This is a genomic window from Pseudomonas asgharzadehiana (genome assembly GCF_019139815.1).
GTDB lineage: Bacteria > Pseudomonadota > Gammaproteobacteria > Pseudomonadales > Pseudomonadaceae > Aquipseudomonas > Aquipseudomonas asgharzadehiana.
Genome location: NZ_CP077079.1, coordinates 4,020,817 through 4,037,912 on the forward strand (window position 1 = coordinate 4,020,817; position 17,096 = coordinate 4,037,912).

Sequence of the window (17,096 nt, forward strand, 5' to 3'; positions counted from 1 at the left end):
CTTCGGGTCCCCTTTGTGTTTTCCGGTGGGTATTTCAGAGCTGCGAGCCATGCTCCGCAGCGTGATTATTGAGCACTTTTCGCGTCAATAGTGTTAGCCCCAGTTTTTCCTCTCTCCTTCGCGCGATGCTGAGCGCGTCCATCTGCTTCACATAAAAGTCACTTTGCATCGAGCCATCGACCAAAATTTCTTCGCGGCTCATGCCCAGCGTACTGACCACTGTGTCAACCGCCCTGTCTCGTTCCGTTTGCCAGGCCTCCCTTGCCGCTTGATCCGCTTGAGCACCGGGCCCCTCCTGCAACCTCGACAGCTCATACAGCGCATCGCTCTTTTCATCTATCAGCTTGATTGCGGGGGCTGTCAGCATTTGCAACTCATCGTTGTAGTGCGTACGCAGGTATCTGTCCCAGAATGTTTGTTCAACCAGAAACGTTTCCCGGTCGCCGCTGACAGCTTCGGCTGTCAGCACTTGCGTGTAGGCGTCATCGATGGCCGCCTGGCCCACATTGGCCGTCTGAGAAAACAGCATGTTCCGCGACTTGACCGGTAAACCCAACTTGTCCGCCAACCCAATTCGATACGCCAGAATCACTTCACTCTGCTCTGTAAACGCCGCGCCTCTGGCGATCACATCTCGTTGCGCAATGTCATCTACCAACTTCAGTCGAAACAGTTTTTTCGAAGCGTTCAACAACTGATCCTTGAGCGCCGGTCCCTCTGCCAGCTCCATGACGTTCAGCACGAACAGTTCACGCTCCAGGTTCATGAACTCAAGCGTACTGCCATCACCACACGTGGCCCTGTCATCGGCAATCACGAATAACTCATTGCGAATACGCTCGTTTTCGCTGACCGCCTTGAGCATCTCCCAGACACGCGCTCTCAATTGCGGTCGAGTGGCCGCGCTGCGGTATTCGGCAGAGCGTGTGGTATCGGCCACTACCGTCAGCAATGCACTCGATTCCGGATTGGCCGTGAGCGAGTCCCAGATCGTTTCATAGCGTGATCGCTCGATCTGTTCCAAGTCGCGCAGCCATGACTCCCGCCCTTCGGCAGCCGTAACATGCTCCCAGTTCGGTTGAACCACAGGGGCCTGGAGACCCAGCCGCTGGAGCGTCTGTGCGGATAACGGATTGTCGTGCAGATTGATTCGTGCAGGTTGTTCGAACACGTAATCGGGCAGCGTGCTGATCTGATTGGTATGCAAATCGATATCGACAAGCTGCGGCAAATGCTGCACACCTGTGGGGAATGTTCTTGTCCCGGTACGGCGCAGGTTGAGCCGGTTCAGGCTTCGCAGGCCGCTCAGGTCTGGGGCCCACCCCAGCAGGGTGTTATGGGAAAGGTCGAGGATTTGCAGGCTATGCAGGCTCTCAAGGCGGGCGGTCGACTGTTCGGTCAGGCGAATATCGTTGGCGCTCAGGTTCAGCTCAGTGAGGTTGACGCCGCCATTGGCAAACTCCGGCAATTGGGTCAGGTTATTATTTTCGAGCAGCAGCCGTCGCAAGCCGCCAAAGGCCCGCAAGAACCCCGCCGACTCATCGCTCAACGCCATACGGCTCAAACGCAGATCGCTCACATGGTCCATATTTGCGCTGATCGCGGGGAGCTCTTCGATCATCTCGTCAGACAAATCCAGGGTATGCGCTCCTGCAAATGCCTGGGTGGTGCTGCGCTGCCAAGCAAGTTTGAGGGTGCTGGCGACCCTGCGCCTGGCCCTTGCATAACCCGAACCCGCCTCGTCAACCCATGTGCTAAGCACCGTTTGGAGTTGTTCAAACTCAACCCCAAGCTCAGTCAGCTTCGCGTGGAAGTCAGCGTCGCTACGCCCCTCAAATCCCAAAAAGGCGCGCACCTCTTCAAGCGTCCTGGAGGGATAGATTTTCACCGCCGCAAGCTCAAGTGCCAGAGGTCGCTGCGAGGCGCCCCCCACAGGGCTCAATGGATAACCGAAACGCCCATCGGCAAGGCGCATGGGGGATTTGTAACCTGGCTTGATGGGTTGTAGCGCTAATGCACGCCGGGCCTGCGCGTCGTTCAAAGGTTGTCTCATAAGCTCAAGCTTCAGCGCCTGAGTGTCGGCGTGCAGCCGTTCCCAACTGGTGAACTTACCCCCTGCGGCGAACCAGAGGGCGCTGTAGAAAGCGTCTTTATCGGTTCGGGCGTACAGCGTTTTACCGGACTCATTCACAACTTCCCAATGTGCCAGGGTGACCCGAACCAACCGGCGCTGTAGGGGAGCATCCTTGCTGCCAACACGATCGAGCAGCGCGCCGGTGAGGCTGTCGGCACGTAACTCGATGCCGATTGCCTCCAATCTACCAGGCATGGCCGCCAGCGTGTGCAGGGCCAGTTGCACAGTATCCATTGTGAGAGGGCCGTCAAAATTAAGCGCGGCATGCGCCCGCAGGATGCGTAAGCGCGGCAAGTAGCGGCGCGCCTCTTCCGCCAGCCGCAACGGCACGCGTGAGTGCTGCGTCATGTGTGCCAGCTCCTCGCTGTTGGCATTGGCCAGCAATTCTTCGATGACCAGTTTGGGCAGGCCAGGAAAGGAGCGCTGGATCCGCTGCACGTTGCTGTCAACGGACAGGTCCCCGGACGCAATGTCGCGCTCAATGATTTCACTGCGGTACTCAGTTGCCAGTTGCAGCAAACGACGCTGGTAGGTGACAAGCCTTTTGGCGTCGGAAGGCGCTTCAAGCGCCCTCTTGGCGAGAGGGCGTTGCAAGTGATCCGGCAGCTCGACCTCTGTCTCACCGACGAGGGTATCGAGTCTTACCGTATCGCGCGCAATGCCTTCATCCAATAACTGACGAGCTTCCGTCAGCTCCAGCTGTGCCAGGAGCGACGGCAGGATACGCCCAGCAAGCACGTCCTGTTCGTGCAGCAGCACGACTGGCTTTTCTGTGTCTCCCTTATAAGAACTCCACACGGCGTCTCCCGCCGCATTGTCAATCCGCAGCTCCTTGGTGTCAGGCCACACACCCTTACGCATGATCAAATTGAGTTGCTCATAGCCGGCTACGCGCGTAAGCGCTTGCGGGTCCGTACTGCGCAGATTATCGAGCAATGCCTGGTGTCTGGCGCTTGCCTCGAAGTGTCTCAGGGCTTCCCTGAACAGCGGTGGGGGTAACTGCTGGTCAATATAGATGCCACGCAGCGCTTCATCCGTCACCCCGCTCATGACCCTGAGCTGTTCCAGGTCTGTATCGCTCAAGGCGTCGACACTGTGCCCTATACGGCGTAACAACGTCTTACGGTCCCAGGTGAGGGGCTGTTGGAACTCATGCACCCAGGCGCCGCCGCCGTTATGCCGAATACGCGGTGAATACAGCGAAGCGTCGTCTGGATGGACAAGCCGGATATCGTTATGGCTGCCTGCGACTTTGTAGTGCCCGCCCTCCACCGGCAGATAGCTTTCGCCCGCATGCGCGTATAACCCTCGGGCATCCGGCTTGAGTTCGGCAGGCAGGGTAACCGTGTGCCTGAAGGCCCTCAGATCGGAATCAAACAAGCGTACTCTTGCGCCCCCGAGTTCGACACGGACCAGGCGTTTGACGAACGCCGACTCCTTGGCCACCAGCAGTGCCTTGGGAACCGCCAGCCCCGCCACACCCAGCAATACCGTCGAGAAATGCGCCCAGCCCTCTTGTACTTGCCCCTCGGACCACGACTCGATGCCTTCGAAAAGCTCATAGGACATTTGCAGCGCTCCGACGACCAGCATGACTTCGCCAAGACCCGGCACCACAAGCCCGGCCAGGTTCAGAATGTCCAGCAGCCTGTTTCCCCACAACGACAGCCTGGCGCGTGCGACACGATTATCCATGTCCCCCGTCGAAACGGCTGCGGTACTGCAGTTGGCCATGATCAAACGGACTTTCTGCACCGCGCTGTCCTGCCACACATCCTTTAATGACGGACCGTAGCCGTAGTCGGCCGGGCTAAAGATTCTGCGCTTGGAAGCCGGGGCGAAATCCTCGGATTGAGTGAACTTTCCCTCAGGGTCAAGCAGTGTCTTGAGCTTGGTGAAAAACGCCTGCTGCTCGGAAAGCGGCACGAACTGGCTGAAGAACGTCCGGTATTCGGCCTTGCACAAACGCGTGGTCAGATCATCGGCAAACCAGCCGAGATTGGGATATTCCTTCAATACACATTCCGGATCGCCCGGAATGTAGACCCAGCATCGCCGGGGCTGAAGCGAAGCATTCCTGAAGTGGGCTTTAAACACTACGGGCCCGATGACCAGAATATTTTCCAGCGCCAATGCGCACAGCGAGAACCTGGAGAACTTAATATCCTCCCCATCCAACTGCCGGCCGCGATGGTTAACCAGGATGTCCTTGATCAAGGCATGACCATCATTCTGGATGTCCTGCTTCATCACCGCGATCTGCGCGGCCAGCTCCAGCTGGTTGCGATGCGCGGTAATCATCGCGCTGTAGAGTTTACCGGCGGCTGCCCCCGGGATTGTCGAGGTGATCCGGGCATTGAGCGTGGTACGCACATGCGCGTAATACTTCGCCCCCAGGTCCAGTGTCCTGCACATGCGGGCAAACTCGTGAGCCTTGATTCCCACCGGCACAGACCTGACGTTGCCCGCATCCGGCCATGCCCGCAATGAACGCCGATGAAAGGGGTATCGGGTAATCAGGTGGCAGTCCTGGCAGACAGGCACACTGGTTTCGTCTTCGCTGAAGTTGCTTAGTGCCGCTTCCAGCAGGCTAACCCCTTTATAGGAGTAGAACTCTGACGCCAGTGGCGACTCACGACTTCGGGACGCTTCAGCGGACAGGCGCTCGCATTCCTTTTGTTCTATCTTGCGTGCATAAAAAGTCTGCCTGACGTCCAATTGAACGCCGAAGGTTTTCTTGATGGCCTCGACCAGCAAGGGTTCGGCAAAGTCAGTGACACTGTTCAACCCGACCAGCAGTTGATCCAGCTGATTCAATGAGCGCCGGCTACGTATATGGATCGCCTTGAGCGCGTCCCTGGCTGACTCCGGTGCGTGCCTGTACCAACCCGGAATGTTCAGCGGCTGGAGGGCCAATTGTGTTTTGTGTTCCGCCAGCGCGTCGGTGTACCAGTCGGGTGTGTTGTCTGTGATGGTGTGAAGGTGAACGTTTTGTTCATTCTGGCCTGAAGTGGTCTGTGTCACGAGCATAACCCTGGGGGAGCGAAATAGATTCGCTACCCTAGGCTGTGGCACCGGCACACAGGCGGCACACGAGTATCGCCCTGCGTATGCCGAAGTGTGTCAAGCGCGGCCGAGTTCCTTCAGGGTGATCTCACGCATCCGAAACTTCTGGATCTTGCCTGTCACCGTCATGGGAAACGCCTCCACGAACTTGAAATACCTCGGCGTCTTGAAGTGCGCGATGCGGCCCTTGCACCAGTTCTGAAGCTCAAGCTCGTTGACCATATGGCCTGAATGACATTTGACCCAGGCGACGATCTCTTCGCCGTAACGCTCATCGGGAATACCGATGACCTGCACGTCCGCCACCGCCGGATGGGTGAAGAAAAACTCCTCCAATTCCCGCGGATACACGTTCTCGCCGCCACGGATGATCATGTCCTTGTTACGCCCCGCGATGCACACGTAACCCTGCTCGTCCATGGTCGCCAGGTCGCCGGTGTGCATCCAGCCGGCCTCGTCAATCGCGTCGCGGGTGCCTTCGGGGTTGTTCCAGTAGCTGAGCATCACGCTGTAGCCTCGGGTGCACAACTCGCCAATCTCACCGCGCGCGACCGTGTTGCCATCGCCGTCGATAATCTTGTGTTCCAAGTGCGGCTGGGTGCGGCCGACCGTGGTGACGCGGCGTTCCAAGTCGTCCGTGGCAGCGGTCTGCAACGACACCGGGCTGGTTTCGGTCATGCCGTAGGCGATTTGTACTTCGCCCATGTGCAACTCATTGATGACCCGGCGCATCACTTCGATGGGGCATGTGGCGCCGGCCATGATGCCGGTGCGCAGGCTGGACAATTCAAACTCGCCCCGCCGTGGGTGGTCGAGCAAGGCGATAAACATGGTAGGCACGCCGTACAGGCCGGTAGCGCGCTCCGCGGCGATGGCGGTGAGGGTCAGCAGCGGGTCGAAGCCGTCATTGGGGTAGATCATGGTGGTGCCGTGGGTGATGCAACCCAGGTTGCCCATCACCATCGCGAAACAGTGATACAGCGGCACCGGGATCACCAGGCGATCCCGCGCAGTCAGGCCCAGGCTTTCGCCGACCATGTAGCCGTTGTTGAGGAGGTTGTGGTGACTGAGGGTGGCACCCTTGGGGAAGCCGGTGGTGCCGGAGGTGTACTGGATATTCACGGGCTGGTCGACATGCAGGCTGGCCTGGCGGCGGTGCACTTGCTCGGGCGGCACACCCGCGCCGAGGGCCGTCAGTTGCGACCAGGGCAAGAACCCCGAAGGTGGGTTGGGGTCAAGGCTGATGAGGCCGCGCAGATCGGGCTTCAGCTCTTGAAGCATCGCGTGGTAATCGGAGGTTTTGAACGACCCGGCACATACCAGCCATTGGCAACCGGATTGCTTGAGCACGTAGTCCAGCTCACTGCTGCGGTAGGCCGGGTTGATATTCACCAGGATCACCCCGAGCTTGGCGCTGGCGACCTGGCTGATGCACCACTCGGCACAATTGGGCGCCCAGATCCCCAGGCGGTCGCCGGCCCGCATGCCCAACGCCAGGAATGCACGGGCGTGCAGTTCAACCGTTTCGGCCAGTTGCCGCCAGGTATAGCGGCGCTGCTGATGACGCACCACAAGGGCTTCGCCGTCGGGGTATTGCGCCACCGTGTGATCGAAGGCCTGGCCAATGGTCATGGCCAGTAAGGGCTTATCCTGAGAGCCACTGCTGTAGCTCGGGTGCGGTTGATCCATAACGACCCCTGTTGTCTTTTTTGTAGGTTGACGTGAACGTAAACTACGATTGACAGCGCCGTAACGCAAGCTTACGTTAACGTAAAGGTGAGCGCCCTCCCCTGGCGCGCCATCGACACAACAACAACGCTGACATTAAGGTGCCTGTCCATGAGTTACCCGTCCCTGAACTTCGCCCTTGGCGAAACCATCGACATGCTGCGCGACCAGGTGCAGTCCTTTGTGGCCAAGGAAATCGCTCCCCGCGCGGCACAGATCGACATCGATAACCTGTTCCCCGCCGACCTGTGGCGCAAGTTCGGAGACATGGGCCTGTTGGGGATCACCGTGGCGGAAGAATATGGTGGCGCCGGGCTGGGCTACCTGGCCCACGTGGTCGCCATGGAAGAAATCAGCCGTGGCTCGGCTTCGGTGGCACTGTCCTACGGCGCGCACTCGAACTTGTGCGTGAACCAGATCAACCGCAACGGCAACCACGAACAGAAACTCAACTACCTGCCCAAACTGATCAGCGGCGAACACGTCGGCGCCCTGGCCATGAGCGAGCCGAATGCCGGCTCCGATGTGGTCTCGATGAAGCTGCGCGCCGACAAACGTGGCGACCATTACGTGCTCAATGGCAGCAAGACCTGGATCACCAACGGTCCCGACGCCAACACCTATGTGATCTACGCCAAGACCGACCTGGACAAGGGCCCGCATGGCATCACCGCGTTTATCGTCGAGCGCGACTGGAAAGGCTTCAGCCGCAGCAACAAATTCGACAAGCTGGGCATGCGCGGCTCCAATACCTGTGAGCTGTTTTTCGACGACGTCGAAGTGCCGCAGGAGAACATCCTCGGCGTACTCAACGGTGGCGTTAAAGTGCTGATGAGCGGCCTCGACTACGAACGCGTGGTGCTCTCCGGCGGCCCCACCGGGATCATGCAGGCCTGCATGGACCTGATCGTGCCCTATATCCATGACCGCAAGCAGTTCGGCCAGAGCATCGGCGAGTTCCAGCTGATCCAGGGCAAGGTCGCCGACATGTACACCCAACTCAACGCCAGCCGTGCCTACCTCTACGCGGTTGCGCAGGCCTGCGAGCGCGGCGAAACCACACGCAAGGACGCCGCCGGGGTGATCCTGTACAGCGCCGAACGCGCCACGCAAATGGCCCTGGATGCCATCCAGATTCTGGGCGGGAATGGCTATATCAATGAGTTCCCCGCCGGGCGCTTGCTGCGTGACGCCAAGCTGTACGAAATCGGCGCCGGCACCAGTGAGATTCGGCGGATGCTGATCGGGCGCGAACTGTTCAACGAAACCCGCTGAGGGAACGCGCCATGGCCACCCTGCACACCCAACTCAACCCGCGCTCGGCGGAATTCGCCGCCAACAGCGCGGCAATGCGCCAACAGGTCGACGCCCTGCACACCTTGCTCGCCCACGTGCAGCAAGGCGGCGGCGCCAAGGCTCAGGAGCGGCATACCTCACGGGGCAAGCTGCTGCCGCGCGAGCGCATCAACCGCCTGCTGGACCCCGGCTCGCCGTTTCTGGAACTCAGCCAATTGGCCGCTCACCAAGTGTATGGCGAGGATGTGCCCGCCGCCGGGGTGATCGCCGGGATCGGCCGCGTGGAGGGCGTCGAATGCATGATCGTCGCCAACGACGCCACGGTGAAAGGCGGCTCGTACTACCCACTCACGGTGAAAAAACATCTGCGCGCCCAAGCCATCGCCGAGCAGAACCGCCTGCCGTGCATCTACCTGGTGGACTCCGGCGGCGCCAACCTGCCGCGTCAGGACGAAGTGTTCCCCGACCGAGAACACTTCGGGCGCATCTTCTTCAATCAGGCCAACATGAGTGCCCAGGGCATCCCGCAGATCGCCGTGGTGATGGGCTCATGCACCGCCGGTGGCGCGTATGTACCGGCCATGGCCGACGAAGCGATTATGGTGCGCCACCAGGCCACCATCTTCCTCGCCGGCCCGCCGCTGGTGAAAGCCGCCACCGGTGAAGTGGTCAGCGCCGAAGACCTTGGCGGTGCCGATGTGCACTGCAAGGTCTCCGGCGTGGCCGACCACTATGCCGACAGCGACGAACACGCCCTGGCCCTGGCCCGGCGCAGCGTGGCCAACCTCAACTGGCGCAAGCACGGCCAATTGGCCCAGCGCGTGCCGATGGCGCCGCTGTACAGCGGCGAAGAGTTGTATGGCGTGATCCCGGCCGATGCCAAGCAGCCGTTCGACGTGCGCGAAGTAATCGCGCGGCTGGTGGACGGTTCGGTGTTCGATGAGTTCAAGGCGCTGTTCGGCACCACCTTGGTGTGCGGTTTTGCGCACCTGCACGGCTACCCGATTGCAATCCTGGCCAACAACGGGATTCTGTTCGCCGAAGCGGCGCAAAAGGGCGCGCACTTTATCGAACTGGCCTGCCAACGCGGAATCCCGCTGCTGTTCCTGCAGAACATCACCGGTTTTATGGTCGGGCAAAAATACGAAGCCGGCGGCATCGCCAAGCATGGCGCCAAACTGGTCACTGCCGTGGCTTGCGCCAAGGTGCCGAAATTCACCGTGATCATCGGCGGCAGCTTTGGCGCCGGTAACTACGGCATGTGCGGCCGCGCCTACGACCCGCGTTTTTTGTGGATGTGGCCCAACGCGCGCATTGGTGTGATGGGCGCCGAGCAGGCCGCCGGGGTGCTGGTGCAGGTCAAGCGTGAGCAGGCCGAGCGGGCCGGTAACCCCTTCAGTGCCGAGGAGGAAGCGGCGATCAAACAGCCGATCCTCGACCAGTATGAAACCCAGGGTCACCCCTACTATTCCAGCGCGCGCCTATGGGATGACGGCGTGATCGACCCGTTGCAGACCCGCGATGTGCTGGCCCTGGCCCTCTGCGCCGCGCTGAACGCCCCCATCGAGCCGAGCCGCTTCGGCGTGTTCCGCATGTAACTGGAGCTGTACCCCATGAGCGATTTCAACACCCTCGAACTGATCACCGACCGCCGTGGTTTTGCCACGCTGTGGCTCAGTCGTGAAGCCAAGAACAACGCGTTCAACGCCGAAATGATCCGCGAACTGATCATCGCCCTCGACCACGTGCAAGGCGATGCCTCCCTGCGTTTCCTGGTGCTGCGCGGGCGCGGCAAGCACTTCAGCGCCGGCGCCGACCTGGCCTGGATGCAGCAGTCGGCCGAGCTGGATTACCACACCAACCTCGACGACGCGCGCGAACTGGCCGAGCTGATGTACAACCTGGCCAAGCTGAAAATCCCTACCCTGGCGGTGGTGCAAGGGGCGGCTTATGGTGGCGCGCTGGGCTTGATCAGTTGCTGCGACATGGCCATCGGCGCCGACGACGCGCAGTTCTGTCTGTCGGAAGTGCGTATCGGCCTGGCACCGGCGGTGATCAGTCCCTTCGTGGTGCAGGCCATCGGCGAGCGTGCGGCGCGGCGCTATGCCCTTACCGCCGAACGCTTTGGCGGCCAGCGTGCGCGGGACATCGGCCTGCTCGCGGAAAGCTATCCGGCGGGCGAGCTGGACACGCACGTGGAACAGTGGATCGCCAACCTGCTGCACAACAGCCCCGCCGCGATGCGCGCCAGCAAAGACTTACTGCGTGAAGTGGGTAACGGCGCCCTCACCCCTGCCCTGCGTCGCTATTGCGAAAATGCCATCGCACGGATTCGCGTCAGCGCCGAAGGCCAGGAAGGCTTGAGAGCCTTCCTGCAAAAACGTGCGCCCAGTTGGCAACCGCAGGAGCCGCGCTCATGAGCACGTTGACCACCTTACTGGTGGCGAACCGTGGCGAAATCGCCTGCCGGGTGATGCGTACCGCCAAGGCCATGGGCTTGACCACGGTCGCCGTGCACAGCGCCATCGACCGCGACGCGCGACACAGCCGCGAGGCTGATGTCCGCGTCGACCTGGGCGGCAGCAAGGCCACGGAGAGCTACCTGCAAATCGACAAGCTCATCGCCGCCGCCCAGGCCAGCGGGGCCCAGGCGATTCATCCGGGCTACGGCTTCCTGTCCGAAAACGCCGCCTTTGCCCGCGCGATTGAAGCCGCGGGCCTGATCTTCCTCGGCCCACCCGCCTCGGCCATCGACGCCATGGGCAGCAAATCCGCCGCCAAGGCGCTGATGGAGACCGCCGGCGTGCCACTGGTACCGGGTTATCACGGCGAAGCCCAGGACCTGGAGACTTTCCGCGAAGCCTGCGCACGCATCGGTTACCCGGTACTGCTCAAGGCCACAGCCGGTGGCGGCGGCAAGGGCATGAAGGTGGTCGAGCACGTCGACCAACTCGCCGAAGCCCTGGCCTCGGCCCAGCGTGAAGCCCTGTCGTCCTTTGGCAATGGGCAGATGCTGGTGGAGAAATACCTGCTCAAGCCACGCCATGTGGAGATCCAGGTATTTGCCGATCAACACGGGCATTGCCTGTACCTCAACGAGCGGGATTGCTCGATCCAACGTCGCCATCAAAAAGTCGTCGAAGAAGCACCGGCACCGGGGTTGAGCGTTGAACAACGCCGGGCCATGGGCGAAGCCGCCGTACGGGCGGCCCAGGCTATTGGCTACGTAGGCGCCGGCACGGTGGAGTTCTTGCTGGACGCACGCGGCGAGTTCTTTTTCATGGAAATGAACACGCGGTTGCAGGTGGAGCACCCGGTGACCGAGGCGATTACCGGCCTGGACCTGGTAGCCTGGCAGATTCGCGTGGCCCAGGGCGAAGCGCTGCCGCTCACCCAGGAACAAGTGCCGCTGATCGGCCACGCGATTGAAGTGCGCTTGTATGCCGAAGATCCGACCCATGACTTCCTGCCCGCCACCGGGCATCTGGCGCTGTATCGCGAATCGGCACCCGGTGCGGGCCGCCGGGTAGACAGCGGTGTCGAGCAAGGTGACAGCGTATCGCCCTTTTACGACCCGATGCTCGGCAAGCTGATTGCCTGGGGCGAGGACCGTGAACAGGCACGCCTGCGCTTGCTGAGTATGCTCGATGAATTTGCCGTCGGCGGGCTGAAGACCAACCTGGGGTTCCTGCGGCGCATCATCGGGCACCCGGCGTTTGCAACCGCGCAGTTGGATACCGGGTTTATTCCACGTTATCAGGATGAGTTGCTACCGCCACCCGGTGAATTGAGCGATGAGTTCTGGCAGGCGGCGGGCGCGGCCTTTATGCAGAGCTTGCCCGTGGCTGAAGGGCCGTGGGCGGATAGACGTGGTTTTCGTGCCGGTTTGCCCGCCGAGGTGTCGTTGCACCTGAGCTGCAACGGGCAGGATCGGTTGGTGACGTTGGCGGCAGATGCTGCGCAGTTGCAGGGCGAACAGTTGCTGATCGAGCGTCAGGGCGTGCGCCGTTCACACTTGGCGGTGCGTCGCGCGGGGGCGGTGTTTTTGCGTTGGGATGGCGAGATGCAGTGCGTCAGCCTGTTCGACCCGATTGCAGCGGTGGAGGCCAGCCAGTCTCACCAGGGAGGCCTCACGGCGCCAATGAACGGCAGCATCGTACGGGTGCTGGTGGACATTGGCCAAGCGGTCGAAGCCGGCGCGCAACTGGTGGTATTGGAGGCAATGAAAATGGAGCACAGCATCCGCGCGCCCCAGGCGGGGGTGGTCAAGGCGCTGTTCTGCCAGGAGGGCGAAATGGTTGCCGAGGGGTGCGCACTGGTGGAGCTCGAAACAGTCGGCTAGAACTTCGCGGTGGCCTGCACCACGACGCCAAGGATGCGGCAATCGGCGTCAAACAGCTGTTTCGGATAAGTGGGGTTGAGCGGCACCAGGTAGCGCTGGCCGCTTTCTTCCAGTAGCTGGCGGAACGTCGCGTGAGGCCGGTCAGCCCATTGGGCGACCACCAAATTGCCGGGCTCGGCGCTAAGGGCCGGATCCACCAGGATCATCATGCCCGCAGCGATGCTCAGGCCGCTGGGTGCGGTCATGGCATCGCCTGTAACCGGCAGCCAGAAGGCGTCGCCTCGCGCATGGTAGTCGGTCGTTTCGAAACGCGCGGCGCCGTAGGCCTGGCGTTCTTCGCGGACTTCGCACAGGCCACTCCAGTCGTTGACCGGGTAACGAAAATACGGGTTGTACTGTGTTGACAGGGCTGGTGCGTCGCGGGCCTTTTCGCGGACTTCCTGCACCACTTCCAGGTAACCCAGGCCCAGTTCTTCGAGCACCCGGTTCATGTCCGCCAGGCTCGGCACGCGGCGTTTGTTGAGCCAATGGCCGACGCCGCCCTGGGACATGCCCAAGCGTTCAGCCAGCTCACCCTGCGTGACCTTGCGGTCTTTCATGTTGGCCTTGACCAACGCTATCCAGTTATCCATGGGGCCAGACAATACGTCAGGTATTTTTCAGGGCAATAAACAGTTTGTAGTAATCCACGAAACGACATTAATACGACACGTACTATCATCAGGCATAAGGTTTTCGACACCCACCCAGAGTACCGCCCCTTATGACGACGAGCCCGTACCTCCTGCCCGAACCAACCGAAAACAATGACGCGCACGACCTGCGTGGCAGCGGTGCTGCCCAGCGCGCGCTGGACTTTTATTTGAAAGAAAAAATGTCGGCACCCGCCCCGGACGAGGCCATGTTTGCCATCAAGCCTGGCATCAGCCAGGAGGAGGCGCTGGTCTACGCCTCCGACCTGCTGCGCAGTGCGGCGGCAACAGCCTACGAGTCAGCAAGCAGCCATCAAGGCAATCACCGCGACCTGGCGTTTTCAGTGGTGTATTTGATTGATATGGCGAAGGCGATGCTGGAGCGCTCGTTGCAGGCGACAGAGGCTCAAGCGAACGTATAGAAGGCCCGAAGGAAAAATATTTCTATCCCACGGATAAAAACATTTGACTTGCAAATGATAATGATTATTATTGGGCTCAGCTGATCGCGAGATCAGTCGATAGTCCAAGGGACCTTAGGTCGGACTCTTGGAATATCTCCTCATCAGGCTAATCACGGTTTTTGACCCGGCTCTTTGGCCGGGTCTTTTTTTTGCCAGTTTCCCTGGCATGGCTTCAGGCTAATGAAGACTGTGTGCTGCTTGATGGCGCGCATGGTAGCAAAAGACCATCGCCTAATGAAAGCCAGCGTAGCGCTCCGGCTCGTATCTCTGCGAAATAGCGCTTGAGAATCAATCTCATAAATTCTAAGCTGCGGCCGCGTCATGGACGACGCCCCCTCCTCGCAACAATTTTGCATCCGGGCTTTACCGGACTCCTGTGTAATATAGCCGCCACAACACTCATATTCAGGCAACCAGACTATGACCGTGGCCTTGACCTCCATCAAGATCAGCACCAACTTCGACAGTGGCAACATCCAGGTGCTCGACGCCAGTGATGCCTATCAGTTGCTGCTGGCAATCAAACCCGATACTCGCAGCCAGCATTTCCAATGGTTTCATTTCAAGGCCGAAGGCATGCATGTGGGCCACACCCACACGTTCCGCCTGAGCAACGCGGGCAAGTCTTCCTACAAGCATGCCTGGAGCGGCTACAACGCCGTGGCGTCCTATGACCATGTCAACTGGTTCCGAGTGCCTACGCGCTTTGATGGAGAAATCCTGCACATCAGCCTGGAAACCCGCGAGAAACACGCCTGGTTCGCTTATTTCGAACCCTACAGCCGCGAACGCCACGCCTGGCTGATCGAGCAGGCATTGAAATACGCCGGCACTAAGCTGTTGGCCACGGGCAAAAGTGTCGAGGGGCGCGACATCCAACTGCTTCGCCGTGGCAAAGGCGGCGAGGGCCGACGCAAGGTCTGGATCATCGCCCAGCAGCACCCTGGCGAGCACATGGCGCAATGGTTTATGGAAGGCATCATCGAGCGTCTGCAACAAGACGGCGATGCCGAGGTGAAAAAGCTCCTGAAGGTGGCCGACCTGTACCTGGTGCCCAATATGAACCCAGACGGGGCCTTCCATGGCCATCTGCGCACCAATGCCGCCGGCCAGGACCTCAACCGCGCCTGGCAAAGCGCCAGCCAGGAGAACAGCCCGGAAGTGCTGTTTGTGCAGCAGCAAATGGAGAAGTACGGTGTCGATCTGTTCCTCGATATCCACGGCGACGAAGAAATCCCCTATGTGTTCACCGCCGCTTGCGAAGGCAACCCGGGCTACACCCCGCGTATCGAGACCTTGGAAAAACACTTCCGCCGCCACTTGAGCGCCTTGACCCGCGACTTCCAGACCACCCACGGTTACACCCGCGACCAGCCAGGCCAAGCCAATATGACCCTGGCCTGCAATGCGGTCGGCGAGCGATACGATTGCCTGTCCCTGACCCTGGAAATGCCCTTCAAGGACAACAATGACGCCCCCAACCCAAAAACCGGCTGGTCAGGTGAACGGTCCAAGCAATTGGGCAAGGATGTGCTGAGCACCGTGGCCGATATCGTCACAGCCCTGCGCTAACCCCTGCCCCCGGCATCAGCCCTTGGTGCCGGTCATGCTCTGCAGCACACCATCACGCCGAACCCAGCCATGGAACAGCGCCGCCGCCAAGTGCAGCAGCACCGTCAGGAACAGCAGGTAGGCCAAATACCCATGGGCCTTGCGCAACAGCGCAAACAATGGCGCATCCGCCGCCACCAACGCCGGCAACCGTACCGAACTGCCGAGCATCACCGGGTCGCCCGCCGCCGAAATCATCGCCCAGCCCAACAACGGCAACACCAGCATCAAGGCATACAAGAGCAGATGAGACGCCTTGGCCGCCAGCACTTGCCAACGCGGCAAGTCGGCGGGCAATGGCGGTTGGCGCGTAGAAAAGCGCACCACCAGGCGCACAATCACCAGTGCCAGGATCGCAATCCCCAAGGGTTTATGCAGGTGAATCAACCATTCATGCCGCTGCGACACCGACGCCGCCAGCCCTGCCCCGATAAACAGCATGGCAATGATCAGCAACGCCATCAGCCAATGCAGCAGGCGCGCCAAAGGCGCGAAAAAGCGCGGTTGTGCATTCATGGTTTCGACTCCTTGGGGGCGCTGTGCAACGGGCTGACTTCACCGGCACGGCGCAGGTACGAGCTGGCATACGCCGCCGAACGCGCGGCCAGCAGCGGGTCATTGGAGGCTTCGATGCCGCTGGGCAGAACCAGCGGGTCGAAGTTGATGTCGCGACAATCGCCCTCCGCCTGGGGCTGGCTGCTTTGCAGCACCAGGGTGCCGGCGTTCAAGACCTTATGCTCACCGGCCCAGGGCTTACTCGCATCGTCCAGCGGGTCGCCGGGGTTGGCCAGGGTCATGTTCAACTGCCAACGCAACGGGCCGGCAGCCAGACGTTGCACCAGGTCTTTTTCGAGGAAGTCAGCGCCGGCCGGTGCGGTCTCGCCCTCGGCATCCTCGTGTTGGGGCACTACGCTCCAACGTACGGCCTGACGCTTGCCCTCGGCGCTCACCAGGTAAAACGCGTTGATGCCGTTATAGGTTTCGGTGGCATAGCTGGCCGAGGGCTTGGCGGTCTTGACCCACGCCAAAAATGGCGCGGCCTCCGGATGCGCGGCAAAAAACGCCGGCATATTTGCCGGGTTCGGCTTGCCGGTGGCCGGGTCCGGCGCGCCAGCCTTGAGCAACTGGTAAAACGCCTCGGGAGTGCCCACGGGGAACACCGGCATGCTGTTCATTCCCGTGCGCCATTGCTGGCCGTTGGCCTGGCTCAATTGCACGGCAAAACTGCGGATTGGCACACTGCTGTCCGGCGCATAGGGGTTACCGCTGGGCAAGGCAAACCGGCCGATCAGCGGGGTCCTGGCGTCGCTGAACAGCTGTGCGCTGGAATACGCGCGGGCTTGGGCGCTGCTCTCGAAATACCCGGCCACGCACACGCCCTTGGCATGGTTACGCCGAAAGCCTGCGTGCACGCCATTATTGGTTTCCAAGGCGTTGACCAAGGTTTTCGGACGCAGCCGTTGTGGGTCGAGCGTGCCATTGACGTAGGCAAATGCCCCCGCAACAACGGCAACCACGGCGCCGATACCGGCAAGGCGCGCGATCAGGCTCGCCGTACTCAACGGGGGACGGGGCGGTGATGAGTGATCTACCATGAACAAACTCCAGGGCCAAAGGCCTTAGGGGGTCAAACATAAGGTCGGAGCATTGAGACGAACGCCGATCCACCCTATTCCCTCGCCGCGGATTTATTTTCCGTGGCCCGGAATAACCGCCAGCGCCGGGCGTCTCTCTAGTCCCAGCGCAGTGACCAGCCAGACATC

Annotated in this window: 11 protein-coding genes; 6 read left to right on the forward strand and 5 right to left on the reverse strand. The window is 60.8% G+C overall.

Translation table 11 applies throughout. The features are described from left to right. Positions 1-34 precede the first annotated feature (34 nt). Together KSS96_RS18130 and KSS96_RS18135 are read right to left on the reverse strand one after the other, a co-directional pair. Complete coding sequence (locus tag KSS96_RS18130; protein ID WP_217855177.1) at positions 35-5,158, reverse strand: NEL-type E3 ubiquitin ligase domain-containing protein; 5,124 nt, start codon at positions 5,156-5,158, stop codon at positions 35-37. A gap of 99 nt (positions 5,159-5,257) precedes the next feature. Further along, positions 5,258-6,889 carry an AMP-binding protein gene (locus KSS96_RS18135; protein WP_065877482.1) on the reverse strand — a complete coding sequence of 544 codons (1,632 nt, stop codon included), beginning with the start codon at positions 6,887-6,889 and terminating at the stop codon, positions 5,258-5,260. 150 nt (positions 6,890-7,039) lie between these two features. Here KSS96_RS18135 and KSS96_RS18140 point away from each other — a divergent pair, with 150 nt between their 5' ends. Genes KSS96_RS18140 through KSS96_RS18155 form a run of 4 tightly spaced genes read left to right on the forward strand, consistent with a single transcriptional unit; the run spans position 7,040 to position 12,566 of the window. Next, entirely contained in the window at positions 7,040-8,203 is a 1,164-nt protein-coding gene (locus KSS96_RS18140; RefSeq protein ID WP_017527120.1) for an isovaleryl-CoA dehydrogenase, read from the forward strand. 11 nt (positions 8,204-8,214) lie between these two features. After that, positions 8,215-9,822, forward strand: coding sequence for a carboxyl transferase domain-containing protein (locus KSS96_RS18145; RefSeq protein WP_065877484.1), 1,608 nt, complete (start codon positions 8,215-8,217; stop codon positions 9,820-9,822). A gap of 15 nt (positions 9,823-9,837) precedes the next feature. Continuing rightward, complete coding sequence (locus KSS96_RS18150; RefSeq protein WP_017527118.1) at positions 9,838-10,644, forward strand: gamma-carboxygeranoyl-CoA hydratase; 807 nt, start codon at positions 9,838-9,840, stop codon at positions 10,642-10,644. After that, positions 10,641-12,566, forward strand: a complete 1,926-nt coding sequence (locus KSS96_RS18155) for an acetyl/propionyl/methylcrotonyl-CoA carboxylase subunit alpha (protein WP_065877488.1) — start codon at positions 10,641-10,643, stop codon at positions 12,564-12,566. The genes KSS96_RS18150 and KSS96_RS18155 overlap by 4 nt, the downstream gene beginning before the upstream one ends. Here the strand turns inward: KSS96_RS18155 and KSS96_RS18160 are convergent. Further along, the gene (locus tag KSS96_RS18160; protein ID WP_065877490.1) at positions 12,563-13,198 is read right to left on the reverse strand and encodes a LexA family protein; all 636 of its coding nucleotides are present in this window, start codon (positions 13,196-13,198) and stop codon (positions 12,563-12,565) included. The genes KSS96_RS18155 and KSS96_RS18160 overlap by 4 nt on opposite strands. A 131-nt stretch (positions 13,199-13,329) precedes the next feature. On the opposite strand from KSS96_RS18160, the gene KSS96_RS18165 reads away from it, so the two are divergent. Continuing rightward, on the forward strand, positions 13,330-13,680 hold the full coding sequence (locus KSS96_RS18165; RefSeq protein WP_017527115.1) for a DUF6124 family protein: 351 nt from the start codon (positions 13,330-13,332) through the stop codon (positions 13,678-13,680). Positions 13,681-14,142: 462 nt separating this feature from the next. Continuing rightward, positions 14,143-15,294, forward strand: coding sequence for a M14 family metallopeptidase (locus tag KSS96_RS18170; RefSeq protein WP_017527113.1), 1,152 nt, complete (start codon positions 14,143-14,145; stop codon positions 15,292-15,294). A gap of 15 nt (positions 15,295-15,309) precedes the next feature. Here the strand turns inward: KSS96_RS18170 and KSS96_RS18175 are convergent, their stop codons facing one another. Further along, positions 15,310-15,849: a cytochrome b gene (locus tag KSS96_RS18175; RefSeq protein ID WP_017527112.1), complete on the reverse strand. Its 540-nt coding sequence runs from the start codon at positions 15,847-15,849 to the stop codon at positions 15,310-15,312. After that, a complete protein-coding gene (locus tag KSS96_RS18180) occupies positions 15,846-16,928 on the reverse strand; it encodes a catalase family peroxidase (protein WP_017527111.1) in 1,083 nt (360 codons plus the stop codon). The genes KSS96_RS18175 and KSS96_RS18180 overlap by 4 nt, the downstream gene beginning before the upstream one ends. Positions 16,929-17,096 lie beyond the last annotated feature (168 nt).